General features: G+C 71.0%; 8 protein-coding genes. 3 read left to right on the top strand and 5 right to left on the bottom strand.

Annotated features, from left to right (window positions below; all coding sequences use genetic code 11):
• Nucleotides 1–2: 2 nt before the first annotated feature.
• From QBJ89_RS13205 to QBJ89_RS13195, 3 genes are all read right to left on the bottom strand, one after another.
• Nucleotides 3–1,076: an alpha/beta hydrolase gene (locus QBJ89_RS13205; protein ID WP_277980947.1), complete on the bottom strand. Its 1,074-nt coding sequence runs from the start codon at nt 1,074–1,076 to the stop codon at nt 3–5.
• Nucleotides 1,077–1,179: 103 nt separating this feature from the next.
• Complete coding sequence (locus QBJ89_RS13200) at nt 1,180–5,286, bottom strand: translocation/assembly module TamB domain-containing protein (RefSeq protein WP_431522538.1); 4,107 nt, start codon at nt 5,284–5,286, stop codon at nt 1,180–1,182.
• Nucleotides 5,287–5,294: 8 nt separating this feature from the next.
• Entirely contained in the window at nt 5,295–7,283 is a 1,989-nt protein-coding gene (locus QBJ89_RS13195) for an autotransporter assembly complex protein TamA (RefSeq protein WP_277980945.1), read from the bottom strand.
• A 128-nt stretch (nt 7,284–7,411) separates the two neighbouring features.
• On the opposite strand from QBJ89_RS13195, the gene QBJ89_RS13190 reads away from it, so the two are divergent.
• Together QBJ89_RS13190 and QBJ89_RS13185 are read left to right on the top strand one after the other, a co-directional pair.
• On the top strand, nt 7,412–7,576 hold the full coding sequence (locus QBJ89_RS13190; protein WP_277980944.1) for a hypothetical protein: 165 nt from the start codon (nt 7,412–7,414) through the stop codon (nt 7,574–7,576).
• A 213-nt stretch (nt 7,577–7,789) separates the two neighbouring features.
• Nucleotides 7,790–10,474, top strand: a complete 2,685-nt coding sequence (locus QBJ89_RS13185; protein ID WP_277980943.1) for a TonB-dependent receptor — start codon at nt 7,790–7,792, stop codon at nt 10,472–10,474.
• Nucleotides 10,475–10,620: 146 nt separating this feature from the next.
• Here the strand turns inward: QBJ89_RS13185 and QBJ89_RS13180 are convergent, their stop codons facing one another.
• On the bottom strand, nt 10,621–13,518 hold the full coding sequence (locus QBJ89_RS13180; RefSeq protein WP_277980942.1) for a TonB-dependent receptor: 2,898 nt from the start codon (nt 13,516–13,518) through the stop codon (nt 10,621–10,623).
• A gap of 253 nt (nt 13,519–13,771) precedes the next feature.
• Here QBJ89_RS13180 and QBJ89_RS13175 point away from each other — a divergent pair, with 253 nt between their 5' ends.
• Nucleotides 13,772–14,041 (top strand): hypothetical protein, encoded by a 270-nt coding sequence (locus QBJ89_RS13175; RefSeq protein WP_277980941.1) that lies wholly within the window; start codon nt 13,772–13,774, stop codon nt 14,039–14,041.
• 152 nt (nt 14,042–14,193) lie between these two features.
• On the opposite strand, the gene QBJ89_RS13170 is transcribed toward QBJ89_RS13175, so the two are convergent.
• Nucleotides 14,194–15,876, bottom strand: coding sequence for an amidohydrolase (locus tag QBJ89_RS13170; RefSeq protein WP_277980940.1), 1,683 nt, complete (start codon nt 15,874–15,876; stop codon nt 14,194–14,196).
• Nucleotides 15,877–15,917: the final 41 nt, after the last annotated feature.

The raw sequence follows: 15,917 nt of genomic DNA, 5'->3' as shown, positions 1-15,917 counted from the left end.
CCTCACAGACCGAACGCCGACTTGAGCCGCGCCACCGCGAAGAGTTCCGCGTCATAGGCGCCACGCACCAGCCGGCCCATCGCGAAGAACTCGTGCGTCACGCCGCTGTACGTCCGCTGCTGTACGCTCACGCCGGCGCCGCGCAGCGCCTGGGCGAGCGTCTCGCCGTCGGAGCGCAGCGGGTCGATCTGCGCGTTGACGATCGTCACCGGCGGCAGCCCGCGCAGGTCGGCGCGCACCAGGTTGAGCCGCGGATCGGCGGCGTCGCCAGCGTTCGCGCTGTAATAATGCGCGAACCAGCCGAGCATCGCGGTGTCGAGCGGTACCGCGCCCGCGGCGTCGCGCCGGGACGGCAGCGCGGGGTCGCTGTTCGCCACGGGATAGATCGCGAGCACGTGCGCCGGCCGCGCCAGCGCATGGTCGCGCGCGTAGATCGCGGTGTTGAGCGCGAGATTGCCGCCCGCGCTCTCGCCCGCCAGCGCCACCCGCGTCGCGTCGGCGCCCCAGGCGGCGGCGTTCTGCACGGCCCAGCCATAGGCCGCGGCAGCGTCGTCGTGCTGCGCGGGGAAGCGGAACTCGGGCGCGCGGCGATACTCGACCGAAACCACGATCGCATTGAGCTGCTTGGCGAGCAGCCGCGGGGTCGCGTCATAGGCGGTGAGATCCGCCAGCACCCAGCCGCCGCCGTGATAATAGACCAGCAGCGGCAGCGGCGCGCCCGTCCCCGCCGCCGCACCCGGCCGGTAGATACGCGCATATTGCATCGGGTCCGTGCCATAGGCGAGGTCCTGCGTCGTCACCGTCGCGTCCGGCGCGACCGACATGCCCGACTTGCGGATCGCGGCATTGTAGGCGTCTGCCGCGGTAGGCTCGAGCCGCGCCTCGACCGGGGTGAGCGTCGCGATCGGCCGGGCGCCGAGCAGCGGCAATTGCTCCAGCACCGACTTCATGTCGTCCGCGACCGCCGAAGGCGACGCGGCTGCGGCCGGCGCCAGCGCAGGCGGTGCGTCGTTGAGCGCGGCGGGCGATTGGGCCGCCGCGCTGCCACCGATCACCAGCGCGGCCGCCACGGCCACGCACCATTCCACTCGCATCCTCGCCCCCCTCACGCTCACTCGCGCCGCAGCGCCGCCATCGCGCCGGCCGCCGGACCGTTCCGGCCACCAAGCGCCACGCACGTCAATAATCGCGCGACACGCGCACGTTGGCACTCTGCCGCCCCAGCGTCGAGATCGACGACAGCAGCGACAGCCAGCGCGTCACCTGGAATTCGACGCGCGTCGCCGAATAGCCGGCGCCGTCGGTGATGATCTCGGCGTAGATCCGCCGCGTGACGTATTTGCCCGCCGCGATCGACGTGCCCTGACCGGTCTGCGGGTCGGCGGGCAGGATCCGCAGCCGATCGAGCCCGGCGGCGCGGCGCACCGCGTTGATCGGGTTGAGCCCGCCACCGCCGTCCTGCAAGGCCGCCACCGCCGCCGCCAGCTGGAGCGCCTCCGGCGCGGAGAGGTTGGTGATGGAGGTGCCGAACAGCAGCCGCGACAACAGCTCGTCCTGCGGCAGCGCGGGCGTGCTGGTGAAGCTGATCTCGGGCTTGAGCGCGACGCCGGTGACGCGGATCGTGGCGTTCAGCCCCGTGGTGTTGGCGCTCGCCTCGATGTCAAGCGCGGGATTGGCGGGCACCTCGCCGGCGAAGCGGATGATCCCGCGCGACAGCTCGAACTCGCGCCCGGCGAACTCATAATCGCCCCGCACCAGGTCGGCGCGGCCGGTCAGCGCCGGGTCGGTCGGGGTGCCCGCGATCTGCACCTGCGCGGTCCATTCGCTCGACAGGCCGAGGCCGGTGACCATCAGCCCGTTGCGTGCGCGCGCGCGGACGTCGAGCCGCCACGGCGCCGCCACCTCGTCGTCGGCATTGTCGCCGCCGGGCACGTTGATCTCGCGCACCGACACCTGCGGCAGCGCGCTCGCGGCGGTGGCCTGGCCGAACTTGTAGCGGCTGGTGTCGAGCCGCACGTCGCCGCCGATCACGCCGCCGTCGCCGTCCGAGCGGAAGGTGATCGGCCCCGTCACGGTGGCGCCGATGTCGTCGCGATCGATCAGCACGGCGTGATCGGCGTCGACGCGCAGGTCGAGCGCGACGCCGGTCGGGCGCAGGTCGAACCAGCCGCTGCCCGACACCTTACCGCCGCGCGCCGTGTCGCCGGTGAAGCGGTCGAGCTGGAGCCGCGCGCCGCTGAAGCGCCCGGTCGCCGCGACGTTGGTGATCGACGTGCCGGTGGTCGCGCTCTGGATCCGCGCGCCCGCGGCGCGCACCACGCCGCGCAGCTGCGGCGCCTGGGTGGTGCCGGTGACGTCCGCGGCGAAGGCGACCGGGCCGGTCAGGTCGAACAGCTCGATCCGGGTGAGCCGCCACAAGGTGTCGGCGGGTCCGCTGTAGCGCACCTGCGCGAACAGCCCGGCGCGCGACAGCCGCTCGACCAGGCTGCCGCTGCCGAGCGGCTTGAGCTGCGCCTGCGCGCGCCCGACGATCTTGCCCGCCGACTGCATCACCACGCGCACGCCGGCATGGTCGGGCGCGAGTACCGCCGCCAGTCCCATGTCGACCGGCGTCGACGAGGTCACCAGCCCCGATCGGGTCAGCCCGCGCACGGTGAGGTCGGCGCGCCCGGTCGGCGCCGCGCCCGCGCGTGCGTCGAGTCGCAGCGAGCCGCTCGCGCTGCCGCCCAGCCCGAGCCCGCTATAGCCGATGTCGAGCACCGCCAGCGGCAGGTTGGCGAGCGTGGCGCGGACGCTCGTGTCATCGTCGCCGAGGCGGCCCGACACTTCGGCCGAGCCGCCCGCAAAGCTCAGCTTGGTGGGCGCGAGCGTCCAGGCGTCGCCGTCGCGGCGCAGCACCGCGGGCGTGTCGAGCCGGATCGGGCGCTGGCCGATGCTGCCGCTGGCGCGCACGGTATAGCCGTCCGGCGTGACGGCGGTGACGGTCTGGACGCGGAAGCCGACCCCGCGCGAACCAGCGATCGCGGCGCGGATCTCGCCGCTCTCGCCCGCCAGCGCGACCGTGCCGTCGAAGCGCGACACCGACAGCGCGCCGTGGCGCAGCCCGGCGCCGCGCGCAGAGGCGTCGAGCTTGGTGCCAGCGGGATCGAGCAGCGCGGTGAACTGCAGCTGCGCCACGCGCACCGATGCGACGCCACCGATGCGGGCGTTGCGCGCCTGGAGCTGCGCCGCGATGCGCTGCACCTCGCCGACGGGGGCAAAGTCGAGCGCGCCGCTCCACCCGCCGCCGTTCACGGTCAGGCGCCCGCGGAAGCCGCCGTCGACGATGTCGAGTGCGCCGGTCGCGCGCGTGCCGCTGACGTCGAGCCGCTCGACCAGGATGCGCGACTGGCCGTCACCCGGCGGCAGCACGATCTGTCCGGCGCCCGTGAAGTCGCCGAGGCGCGATCCCCCTGCCGCGGTGAAGGCGAAGCCCTGCGCGCTGGGGTCGAGATGCGCGCGCACCGCGGCGAGCCCCAAGGTGGCGTTGGGGCGCGCGAAGACGAGATCGAGCGTCGGCCGCTCGATCCTGCCGTCGAGCCGCAGCGTCACCGGCCCGTACGTCCCCTGCGTCCCCGCGCCTTCGAAGAAGAAGGTGCCGTCGCGGCGGCGATAACCGTTGCCCGCGAGCCGCAGCGTCGGCGCGGTGAGCACCAGTCGGGTGAAATGGAGGATGCCGTCCGGCGTGCGCTCCAGCTCGGTCTCGATCCGCGGCAGCCCGCCGGTGAGCGAGCGGAAGAAAGCGTTGTCGAGCCGCAGCACGCGCGCGGTGCCGTGCCCGACCACGCGCGTGCCATGGCCGCCCGGGCCGGGCACCGCCTGGAGCCGCGAATCGACCTGCACCAGCCCGATGCCGGGGATGAGATACCGCCCAAGCCCCCCGCTCAATGCGACGTCGTAGCGCCCGGTGCGCAGGTCGAGCTGGAGTCCGATCTCGCCGGCCAGCTGGTCCGAGCGCAGCCGGAGCCGGTCGCCGGTGACCTGGGTGGCGGTCACCTTGAGGACGCCGTCGACGCTGAGGTTGCGCAGGATGCCGCCGGCGACGTCGCCGACGCCGGTGACGCGCGCCGCGGTGAAGCGCGCGGGCACCAGCACCGGAGTCCGCGACCAGCGTCCGCGCCCCGCCGCGCGCGCCTGCTCGAAGCCGGTGTCGTCGAACGCGAAGCGGTCCGCGGTGAGGCGATAGTCGAAGGAGAAGGTGCGGAAATTGCCGTCGAGGATGGCGCGCAGCCGCATGTCGCGCGCGGTCATGTTGCGGAACAGCGCCGCCGGGCGCAGCAGCCGCGCGCTGACCCGTACGTTGCGGAACGCGCTGGCGGCGAGATCGACCATCCCCTCGACCTCGGCGGCGATCGCGGGCGAACGCAGCGACAGCGCGCCGTCGAGCCGCCGGTTGGCGAAGGTGGCATTCCCATCGACCGCGACACGCGGCGCGGTGAGCGACTGGAGCTTGCCGCCGGCGACCATGCTCGGCGCCACCGTCCCGATCAGCCGGTAGCGCCCGTCGCGGTTGGCAAGCGCGAGGTCGATCACGCGCGCCGCACCGGCCTGCGCCACCGCGCGCCCATCCCAACGGTGCCAGTCACCGTCGCCGGCGACGTCGAGCGCGAGCGCGCGGTTGAGCCCGGTGAGCTTCGCCAGCACGCCGCGCGCGGTGCCGCGCGCGCGCGCCGCCAGGTCGAACCGGCCCGCATCGGGGCGCGAGTCGAGCCGCAGGTCGAGCGAGTCACTGCCCTGTACCAGCGCGGCGAGGTCCACCAGCGCGTGGCCGTCGCGGATGTCGGCGCGCCCGCGCAGCCGGCCGTAGCGCACCACGCCGGTGACCCGCGGCGCGACCACCAGCCGGTCGACCGCGAGCCGTCCGATCGCGATGTCGAACTTGGGCAACAGCGGCCCGCTGCGCCCGGTGTCGCGCGGCTCGGGCAGCTTGGCGAGCGTCGCAGTGGCAATGTCGAGCGACGTGATGTCGAGCCGGTTGTGCCACCAGGCGAGCGGCGACCAGTCGAGCCGCGCGCGCGGCACCGTCAGCACCAGCCCCTTGGGATCGTACAGGCGGAAGTCGATCAGCTCGGCGCGGCCGTACAGCGAGCCGTCGATCCGCCCGAGGCGGAAGCGCAACCCGTTGTCGGGGCGCAGCGCGTTGATCCGGTCCGCGACGAAGCGGTGCCCGACGCCGGTGTCGAGCACGAACACGACCAGCAGCACCAGCGCGACCAGCGCGGCGAGCGCCAGCCCGAGATAGCGCAGCACGCGGCTCAAAACGCCTGCCCCAGCGAGACGTAGACCGCGAGCCGGCTGTCGCCCTTCTGCGGGTTGATCGGGGTGCCCAGGTCGACGCGGATCGGGCCGAAGTTCGAGTAATAGCGCACGCCGATGCCCGCGCCGTAGCGGAAGCCGGTGAGGTCGGGCAGGCCGCCGGTGTAGATGTTGCCGCCGTCGAAGAAGGGCACCACGCCGAAATTGCCGAACGTCCGGATCCGCGCCTCGACCGCGAACTCGGCGAGGCTGCGCCCGCCGATCGGGTCGTTGTTGGGGTCGCGCGGGCCGATCGACTGGAAGCCGTAGCCGCGCACCGAGGCGCCGCCACCCGCGTAGAAACGCCGCGACGGCGCGATCTGGTCGCGCGGCGCGCCCAGGATCGTGCCCGCGCGCACGCGCCCCGCCAGCACGGTGCCCTTGGTGACCGGCTGGTACGCGCTCGCGTCGAGCTGGACGCGGGTATAGCCGAAGGCGCGGTTCTGCAGCGACAGCTCGGGGCTGACCCGACCGGCGAGGCGGAAGCCGCGCGTCGGGTTGAGCAGGTCGTCCGACCCGTCATATCCCAGGCTGGTCGGCAGCGCGCCGATCAGGAAGGTGCGGCGGCGCGGCGCGCCGGTGGAGAGGATCACGTCGCGCTCGTCGGACGCCACCAGCTCGGCACCGAGCGACCAGGTCCAGGTCTTCTGGAAGAAGATGTTGGTCTGCCGCTCCAGCGCGGCGGACAGCGACAGCGTGTTGGCCTCGTACGCGTCGCGCAGCAGGTGCGCCGCGGCGAACTGCGCGGTGAGCACGCGGTCGCGCGCGTGGAAGTTGTTGCGGCGGAAGGTGACCTGGCCGAGCTGCTCGCGCGTGCCGGCGACGCCGCGCAGCGTCACCGCGCCCTCCGGCGGGAACAGGTTGCGGTGGGTCCAGCTGACTTCCGAGCGCGCGCCCTCGCCGGTGCCGTAGCCGAGCTCGACCGCGACCGTGCGCGGCGGCGCCGGCTCGAGCCGCACCGCCACGTCGACCACCGACGGGTCGCCCGCCGCGACCGCGCGCACCTCGGCGGTGGAGACGAGCCCGGTCTGCACCAGCGCGCGGCGCAGGTCGTCGAGCTGCGACGCTTCATAGGAATCGCCGGTCTGGAAGCGCGCGATATCCGCGACGTGCGCGGCGTCGAACACGCGATTGTCGGGGTTGGCGGTGATCCGCCCGAACCGCCGTGCGGTACCCGGCGCGACCTCGACCGACACGGTCGCGCTCTGCGCCGCGCGATCGACCACCACCTGCGGATCGCCGATCCGCGCGAAGGCGAAGCCCTCCTCGCCCGCGCGCGTGCGCAGGTTAGCCTCGGCCGCGGCAATGGCGTCGCTGTTGACCGGGTCCTCGGGATGCACCGCGAACGCGTCGCGTAGGGTCTGGGCCTTCGCCCCCGCGGCCTCGACGCCCGCCAGCGTCACGCCGGCAAAGCGGTAGAGCGTCCCCGGCGTCGCCACCAGCACCACCACGGGGCGCTTCTCCGCGCGCTCGAACCGCGTCGCGACGGTGGCGTCATAATAGCCCTCGCCCTTGAGCAGGGTGAGCAGCAGCCCGGCATCCTGCCGTGCGCGGCGGTCGAGCTGCGCCGGGTTGGCCTCCTTCCCGTCGTTGCCGGCGAGCACCGACAGCTCCTGGAAGCGCTGGCGCAGCAGCGGCGTGCCCGCGGCGTCGAGCCCGTCGATGCGCCAGGCGTAGCGCGTGGTGGCGCCGATCTGCGCGCGCTCGGCCACGGCCGCGGCGGGGGCCGCGCTGAGATCGGGCCAGTCGACGCCGATGTCGGGCAAGGCGGCGAGCGGTGCGGTGGGGTCGACGTCGTCGAGCGCTGGCGGCGCGGCGCCGGTGTCGGTCTGAGACGGCGACGGCGTAGCGATCGCCGGCGCCTGCTGCGCGCGCGCCGGTACAGCTCCTGTCATCACGCCGACCACGGCGCAGACCAGCGCGCCGCGCCGCCCCACGTCCGGCCTCATCCACTCCGTCTAGCCGCCGCAGGTGGAGAGAAGAAGGGGGGAAAACCGACCAATCGCGGTTGGGATCGCGCGTCCGGCACGGTCGGTCGCGACTGGCGTGCGCGGCGACGGCGTGGCACAGCGCGCCAATGCCTCCTTCCCGCTCCCCGCTCGCCGGCGGCTTCCCCATCGCCGCCCTGATCCTCGGCGGCACGATCCTCGGCCTGATCGCGGGCGAGCCGACGATCGGCTTCCTGGCCGGCCTGGCACTGGGGGTGGCGATCGCGCTGTGGGTGTGGTGGCGCGACCGCTAGCCGATCGCCTCGACGTACCCGCCGTGTCCCTGCGCTAGCGCGAGCAAGAGCGGCACCGCGCGTCGCGGCGCACCCACCTACCCGAATTAGCGATATCACGCCGGAAAGTGCGTCGTCGTAACGAAAACGTCGCGAAAACGTCGCGGCGTTTACATCGGGCCCCCGTAGCGGCCCGCGCCAAGACGGCACTCATGCCGCTTGGGGGTACATATCATGCCATCGTATGTCGGCCTGCTTCGGGCGTCGGCCGCGCTCGTCACCATCGCCTCACTGACCGGGACCGCGTACGCGCAGACCGTCGCGTCGGCGGTCCCGGCCACGCCGGCGAGCGACGCCGCGACGTCCGCGGACCAGCCCGGCGAGGATATCGTCGTCAACGGCACCTACGCGCGCAGCATCGATGCCGCGGTGGAGACCAAGCGCCGCGCCGCTTACGGCGTCGACTCGATCAGCTCGACCGACATCGGCAAGTTCCCGACGCAGAACGTCGCCGAGGCGCTCCAGCTGATCCCGGGCGTGGCGATCACGCGGCCGCGCGGCGAGGGGCTGTACGTCAGCGTCCGCGGGCTCGGGCCGCAGTTCCAGAACACGCTGATGAACGGGCGCACCGTCGCGCTCAACGACCTGATCGAGAACGGCGGCGCCAACGGCCGCCAGTTCCGCTTCGAGATGCTGCCCGCCGAATTCACCTCCCGCATCGACGTGGTGAAGACGCCCACCGCGGACATGAGCGAGGGCGCGCTCGGCGGCAACATCGACGTCACCACCTTCCGCCCGCTCGAGGTGGGCAACAAGACCACGCTCAACCTGCGCGGCACCTATACCACGCAGACCGACAAGGTGCGCCCCAACGCGACGCTGCTGACCAGCGCCACCACCGACGACGGCACCTTCGGGCTGCTGGCGGGCGCGCAATATTGGGCCAAGTCGGTGCGCAACGACCGCTTCATGGGGTTCGGGTGGATCGCCGACCGCTACGCCACCGCCGCGACGGGCGGGCTGCCCAAGGGACTCTACTCGCCGACGCGCACGCGGCCGACGGTGGAGACCGAGGATCGCGAGCGCGTGTCGGGGATGATCTCGGCGCAGTGGCGCCCGACCGCCGAGCTGGAGACGATCCTCGACGTCGTCGCGACCCGGCTCGACGTCGCATACGACGAGTTCGGGCTCGACATCTATCCCGACGACGGCAAGAGCACCTATAATCCGTCGGGATCGTCGATCGTGCCCGGCTCGGTCGTCACCGACGGCGACACGATCACCAAGGCGACGATCAACAACGTCCGCTTCATGGCGTCACGCGAGTATAGCCTCAACCGCCACGACCTGGTGACGGTCGGGCTCAAGCAGCGGTGGAATCCCGAGCGCTGGCACCTCTCGGCCGACGTCAACTGGTCGGCGGCGCACAGCTATCACCCCGACTATCGCGAGGGCACGGTGCGCAGCCGCGCGATCTTCATCGCGCCGCTCAGCTATGACGCGACCGGCGGCTACAAGGTGCTGCCGAGCCTCACCACGCCGGTCGACGCCACCGACCCGGCCAACTACAGCCTCTACACCTTCAACATCGCGCCAAAGGACAGCAAAGACTGGGATCTCTACACCCGCGCCGACGTCGCGCGCGACCTCGACGGCTTCTTTTCCAAGCTGGCTGCCGGCGGCGAATATCATCGCCGTCGACGCGACTATTTCCGCCGCGACTTCCTGGTCAATCCGCCCGCCGGCACGCCGTTGCGCGTGCTCGGCAGCGGCGCCTATGAGCAGCTGCCGTTCGACGACTTCCTCAAGGGCGTCTCCGGCAATGCGCCGCGCTCCTTCCTCGTGCCCGTGACAAGCGCGTATCTCGACGCTTTCTTCACACCCGCGGTGGAGAATGCGCCGCTGTCGCTCGCCGACCAACGCTCGAGCTTCACCGTCACGGAGCGGATTGCGGGCGGTTATGTCCGTGCCGACTACCAATTCCCGGTCGGCGCGGTGGCGGTGAGCGGTAATGTCGGCGTGCGCTACGTCCACACCGACCAGGTCGCGAGCGGGACGCTCACCGCGGGCTCGGTGGCGACGCCCGCCAGCTTCCCGAAGACCTTCAACAACTGGCTGCCGAGCTTCAACCTGCGCGCCGATCTCACCACCAAGCTGGTCGGCCGCCTCGCCGCCAGCCGCGTGCTGACCCGGCCGAACGTCACGGATGTCGCGCCGCGCATCACCGTCTCGACCGACGCGCCCACCGCGAGCGGCGGCAACCCGCAGCTGGTGCCCTTCCTGGCGACCCAGTTCGACGGCTCGCTCGAATATTATTTCGCGCCGTCGGGGCTGCTGTCGGGCGCAGTCTTCTACAAGGCGCTGGACAATTACATCACGCAGAACAACGTCGACATCACGATCCCGGGCCGCGGCAACGTTCGCCTGTCCACGCAGATCAACGGCGGCGACGCCAAGGTCTATGGCGCCGAGTTCGCCTACAGCCAAGTGTTCAGCTTCCTGCCCAAGCCGCTCGACGGGCTGGGCGTGCAGGCGTCGTACACGCACACGTCGGTGCAGGCGAACTATAAGGCCGGCGACCGCGAGATCCGCGACCAGCTGCTCGGCCTGTCGAAGAACAGCTTCAACCTGGTCGGCTTCTACGACATGGGGCCGGTGTCGACGCGGCTCTCCTACGTCTGGCGCGACCGCTATCTCAACGGCACCGGCAGCACGGTGCAGGCGCCGAGCTATGTCGCGCCGTTCGGCTCGCTCGACGGCAATTTGTCGGTCAAGGTGACGCCGCAGCTGACGCTCAGCCTGGAGGGGATCAACCTCGCCGGCGCGCGGCAGAACACCTACAACGACAAGGAGCTGCGCTTCGGCGAGGTCAATTACTACGGGCGCACGATCCTGTTCGGCGCACGCGCGGAGTTCTGAGTGCATCCTCCCCGGTCGCGGGGAGGGGGACCATGCGCAGCATGGTGGAGGGGAGCTTCCGCAAACGAACCGGTGCGTATGCGGCGAGCCCCCTCCACCACGCCGCTGCGCGGCGCGGTCCCCCTCCCCGTGCCGGGGAGTATCTCTCAGAACCGATACGTCAGCCCGACGTAATAATCGGTGCCGTAGCGCTGGTAGCGCCGCACCTGGCGCGGGTCGCCGTTGGTATATTGGTAGAAGGCCTGGTCGGTCAGGTTCTTCGCCTGCGCCAGGATGGCCAGACCCTGGAGCGGTCCGCTCTGGAATTCATAGCCGATCTGCGCGTCGAGGATGCCCTCCGCCTTGGCGGTGTTCAGCTCCGGCGTCGCGGACAGGCCGCGCACCTCGGCGAGGAAGCTCGAGCGATAGCGATAGGTCGTGCGCGCCTGGAAGCCCCATTTCTCGAAATAGGCGGTGCCATTGAGCACCCACTTCGACAGGCCCGGCACCGTCTGCGTGTCCGCCGGCGCACTGTCGTAGCGCACCGCCGAGCTGGTGTAGCTGCCGCTGCCGAACAGGCCGAAGCCGTCGAGCGAGCGGGTCAGCATGCGCAGCGGCAGCGACAGTGTCGCCTCGGCGCCGAGGATCTCGCCGCGGCCCGAGTTGGCGGGCAGCTTGAACAGGCCGTTCTGCGCGTTCTGCGCGCGCACGATCGCCTGCTGCTCGGGGGTGAGCGAGCTGAGCAAAGGCGAGAAGTCGTAGAGTACGTTGTTGTTCGGATCGACGTAGTCGGTCAGCCGCTTGTAATAGCCGGTCAGCGCGACATAGCCGCCGCCGGGGAAGTATTTCTCGAACGACATGTCGATGTTGGTCGACTTGTACGGGCGCAGCTGGAAGTTGCCGCCGTCCGAGGAGAAGGGGCTGTTGAGCGGGTCCGAGCCGCGCCCGACGTTGCCCGGCGTGATCGCGACATTCTGCGAGATTCGCTCCTGGTCGAGCCGCGGGCGCACCATCGTCTGCGACGCGCCCATCTTGACGAAGCCGCTCGGGATCAGCTCGACCGACAGCGTCGCGCTCGGCAGCACGTTGGTATATTTCGCGCCGCCCGACACTTCGGACAGGGTCACCGCGCCGGCGTTGAGCCCGGCGATGCGGCCGTCCGAGCTCTGGTCGGTGTGCACCACCTGGACGCCGAGCGAGCCCTTCATCGCCTTGCCCCCGGCGGTGCCGTCGAACACCAGTTTGGCATAGCCGGTCGCGACCTTCTCCTTCACGCCCCACACCTTGGCGAGGCTCTCGGGGCGGTTGTCGAACACCGGGGTGAGCAGGTCGAGCACGCCGCGCGAGTCGAGCGCGAGGATGTTGGGCACGCCGATGAAGCCGAGCGAGACCGGATCGAGCACCACGTCGCTCGGCACCGCGATCGAGGTGGTGGTGCCGCTCGCCACGGTGCAGCCGGTGCCCGTGCCCGACGGGCAGTAGAAGTATGAGGTGTATTGCGCCTTCTTCTCGCGCTGCGAGTAATTGGCGCCGACCTCCCAGCCGCGGATCACGCCCAGGTCGGCGAAGTCGCCTGCCAGGCTGGCGCGCAGCGACTTGAGGTCGTCGCTGAACTTGGGGCGGTTCTGGAAGCCCGCCTGCACCACCGCGTTGGTGCCGTTATAGCCCCAGCCGCCCGGGTCGGTGATCCGGATCACGTCGGTATTGGTGTAATCGAGCGTCGGCACGATCGAGTAGATGCCGCTGTCCTGGCGCGTGACCGTGATCGTGTCGCGCTGCCCGGTGCCGCCATAGCCGGTGCCCGAATAAGTCTCGATCAGCTCGTCCTGGCGATTGGCGTGCGACCAGCTCGCGTCGACGTTGAGGTGGACCGAGTCGGACAGCTTGAGATCGTTGTTCCAGCCGAACGAGTACATGTCGGCGCGGCGCTCGTTGAGGTCGTTGCGCTGCACGGTATATTGCGGCGAGAAGGTCGCACTCTGGACGTAACCGTCCTGCACCGTCACCGAGCCGGGATTGGGCGCGACGTTATAGCCGAGCGGGAACTCGATCCCGCGCAGGTGCTGCGTCTCCTCGAAGTGCGTGTACAGCGCGTCGAAGGTCGAGTGGAACGAGTCGCTCGGCTGCCACTCGATCGTGCCGACCCCGCCATAGCGCTTGAGCAGGTTCGACTGGACATAGGGCTTGGCGCCGCCCAGCAGGCACGGGTTGCCCGCGGCGTCGCAGTTGACGTTGCGGTCGTTGAGCCCCGGATAGCCCCAGGCCTCGAACTTGTCGTAGTTGGTCGGCGATTCTTGCGCGGCGAGGCCGATCGAGATGCCGAGCGTGTCGCCGGCGAACTTGTCGACGAAGGTGGCGGTGGCGCGATAGCCGTAGCGCTGGCCGTCCGGGTTGCGCTTGCCGATGCCGTTCATCTGGCCGCGCGCCGAGACGACGAACAGCCGCTCCTTCTGGTCGAGCGGGCGCAGCATGCGCAGGTCTACCGTGCCCGACACGCCGGCCGCGATCAGCGACGCGTCGGCCGACTTGTAGACGTTGACGTTGCTGAAGAACTCCGACGGGTACTGGTCGAACTCGACGCCGCGATTGTCGCCGGTGGTCACCTGCTCGCGCCCGTTGAGCAGGGTGGTCGAGAAATCGGGGCCGAGACCGCGGATCGACAGGCTCTGGTCGCGACCCTCGACCCGCTGCGCGGTGACGCCGGGCAGGCGCGCGAGCGAGTCGGCGACCGATACGTCGGGCAACTTGCCGATGTCCTCGGCCGAGACCGAGTCGACGATGATCGTCGAGTTGCGCTTGATCTCGGCCGATTTGGCGAGGCTGGCGCGGATGCCGGTCACGACGATCTCGTCGGCGCCCGCGTCGGTCGCGGTGGGATCGGGATTGGCGTTGGCGTCGGGCGTGGGATCGGCCGCGGGGGCGGGCTGATCCACCGTCGCCTTGGCGGTCGGGTTGGCGGTGGGCGCGTCGGCCTGCGGCGGCGCCTCCTGCGCCTGCGCGGCGGTCGCGACGAGCAGCAGCGCCGCGGCGAGCGCACCGCCGCTGCTGTGCGAGACGAGGCGCATGCGCGCCGATACCATGAGTGACGAGCGGTCCAAGACGATCCTCCCCTGTCCCGGCGGCCGCGTTGGTGCGACCGTGCCTGGGTTGATGCCGCCGATTAGTCCCGCGCCGGACCGCGTCACAAGAAAGCCACATACGTATTCAGCCGCCTCGGCGCGGGCTGTGGCGCGCCGGACACAGCGGGTTTGGCGGCGGCGATGAGGGAACGAGCGCAGTCGGCGCGACGTTGGCGCGGTTCAGCCGACGGAGACTGTCATGACCCGTGCCCTGCCCCGCGCCGCCTTCCTCGCCGCCCTCCCGCTCGCGCTCGCGCTCGGCGCCTGCGGCAAGGGCGACCAGACGATCACGACCGACGAGAACAACAATGTCGTCGCCAACGAGAGCCAGGCCAACGGCCTTACCGCCTCGGGCGCGGCGGGCGACGTGATGGCGCCGGACAATGCCATGAGCGGCAACGCCATGATGATGGAAAACAGCGACACGCTCGGCGACCTGTCGAACGGCACGATGTCGGGCACGAAGTGAGGCGATTGGGCTGACGATCATTTGCCGCGGCGCGATCGCCTCGCGCAGCGGCTATGTCGTGCGGAGCATCATCGTCCGGCTTAGGCGATGCGAGCCGATCCTCCCCTACACGGGGAGGATCAGGAGCGAGCTCTAGGCACCCCTTCTCCTACCTATTTCCCCGCCTCCCACGCGCGCTGGCCGCCGATCCACGTCTCCAGCACCTTGGTCTGGCGCAGCTCCGACGCGCCCGCGAGCATCGGGTCGCGGTCGAGGATCAGGAAGTCGGCGCGCTGCCCCGGCGCCAGCACCCCGAAGCGATCCTCCGCGAACCCCGCGTAGCTTGCGCCCCCGGTATAGGCCCACCACGCCTGCTCGCGCGTCACCGCCTGCTCGGGGTGCCAGCCGCCAGCGGGCTCGCCGTTCGCATCGGTTCGGGTGAAGGCCGCGGCCCAGCCCGCCCAGGGATCGGGCCGCTCGACCGGCACGTCCGACCCGAACGCCAACTTCGCCCCGCTGTCGAGCAGCGACTTCCACGCATAGGCGCCCGCCAGCCGCGCCGGGCCGAGCCGCGCCTCCGCCATCAGCCGGTCGCTGGTCTGGTGCGTCGGCTGCATCGAGGCGATGATGCCGTAACGACCGAACGACTTGAAGTCGGCGGGGTCGACCACCTGCGCGTGCTCGATCCGCCAGCGCCGGTCACCGGTGTAGGTCTGCGACAACTCGGCGATCGAGTCGATCACCTGCGAGTCGGCGCGATCGCCGATGGCGTGAACCGCGACCTGGTAGCGGTCCATCGCGGCGCGGCTCATGATGTTCTGCAGCTGGTCGTCGCTGAGGAAGCCGAGCCCACGCTGCCCCGGTGCGTCGGCGTAATCGGCCTTGAGCCACGCCCCGCGCGAGCCGAGCGCGCCGTCGGCATAGAGCTTGACGCCCTCCAGTCGCAGCCGGTCGTCGTAGAGCCAGGGCGTCGGCCCGGTGCCGCCGATCGTCACCGCGGTGTCGATGCCGAGCGCGTAGGACATGATCCGCACGCGCAGCGCGCCCGTGTCGCCCATGCGGCGATAGGTCATCCAGTCGTCGAGGCTCGTCCCCATGTCGGCGATCGCGGTGACGCCGTAGCCAAGCAGGATCTGCTGCGCCTTGAGAAAGGCGGCGGTACGGTCCTTCGGGCTGACCCTGGGGACAACCTTCTCCATCAGGTCGGTGGCGCGATCGACCAAAGTGCCGAGCGGCTTCTCGATCCGCCCGCCCGCCGGGTTCGGCGTCGTCGCGGTAACCCCCGCGGCCTTAAGCGCGGCCGAGTTGGCCCATAGCGCATGCCCGTCGGCGCGAGTCATCACCACCGGCCGGTCGGCCACCGCGGCGTCGAGGTCGGCGGCGGTGGGGAAGCGGCCGAGTCCCCACACTTCCTGGTTCCAGCCGCGCCCGACGATCCACGGCCGCTCCGGGTTCTCGCGCGCATAGGCGGCGATCCGGGCCTTGGCCTCGTCGAGCGTGCGCGTGTCGGAGAGGTCGAGCGTCAGCGCGGCGATGCCGAGCTGGACGACATGGCCGTGCGCGTCGATCATGCCGGGGACGAGCACGCGCCCCTTCATGTCGGCGCGCCAGTCGTAGCGCGGGCCCGGGTTCTTCTTTGTCGGCTTGGGCGGCTGCTCGTCGGGCGCGATCAGCCGGACCACCTTGCCCTGCGCGTCGATCACCATCGCCTTGAAGCGCACGACGCGTTGATCACGGTCGAGCGTGAGGCCGGTAATATTGTCGATCAGCGCGTCGGCCGCGGCCTCGGTCGCCGCGGCGAGCGAGGTCAGCGCGGCGACGGCGCCCAGCAGGCGCGAGAGCAAGCGGCGGTTCATGCAACCGCCATATGATCGCGCATCGATTTTGGCGAGGGTGC

Origin of the sequence: Sphingomonas phyllosphaerae (genome assembly GCF_029623345.1) — a bacterium.
In the GTDB taxonomy this organism is placed as follows: Bacteria; Pseudomonadota; Alphaproteobacteria; order Sphingomonadales; family Sphingomonadaceae; genus Sphingomonas; species Sphingomonas phyllosphaerae_C.
Note: the sequence above shows the minus strand (reverse complement) of the source record. Positions and strands in the feature narration are given on the sequence as shown.

Excerpts from the sequence above, each read along its gene's own strand:
- QBJ89_RS13180 (WP_277980942.1), bottom strand. The coding sequence starts at position 13,518 with ATGCGCCTCGTCTCGCACAGCAGCGGCGGTGCGCTCGCCGCGGCGCTG.
- QBJ89_RS13185 (WP_277980943.1), top strand. The coding sequence starts at position 7,790 with ATGCCATCGTATGTCGGCCTGCTTCGGGCGTCGGCCGCGCTCGTCACC.
- QBJ89_RS13175 (WP_277980941.1), top strand. The coding sequence starts at position 13,772 with ATGACCCGTGCCCTGCCCCGCGCCGCCTTCCTCGCCGCCCTCCCGCTC.
- QBJ89_RS13170 (WP_277980940.1), bottom strand. The coding sequence starts at position 15,876 with ATGAACCGCCGCTTGCTCTCGCGCCTGCTGGGCGCCGTCGCCGCGCTG.
- QBJ89_RS13190 (WP_277980944.1), top strand. The coding sequence starts at position 7,412 with ATGCCTCCTTCCCGCTCCCCGCTCGCCGGCGGCTTCCCCATCGCCGCC.
- QBJ89_RS13195 (WP_277980945.1), bottom strand. The coding sequence starts at position 7,283 with ATGAGGCCGGACGTGGGGCGGCGCGGCGCGCTGGTCTGCGCCGTGGTC.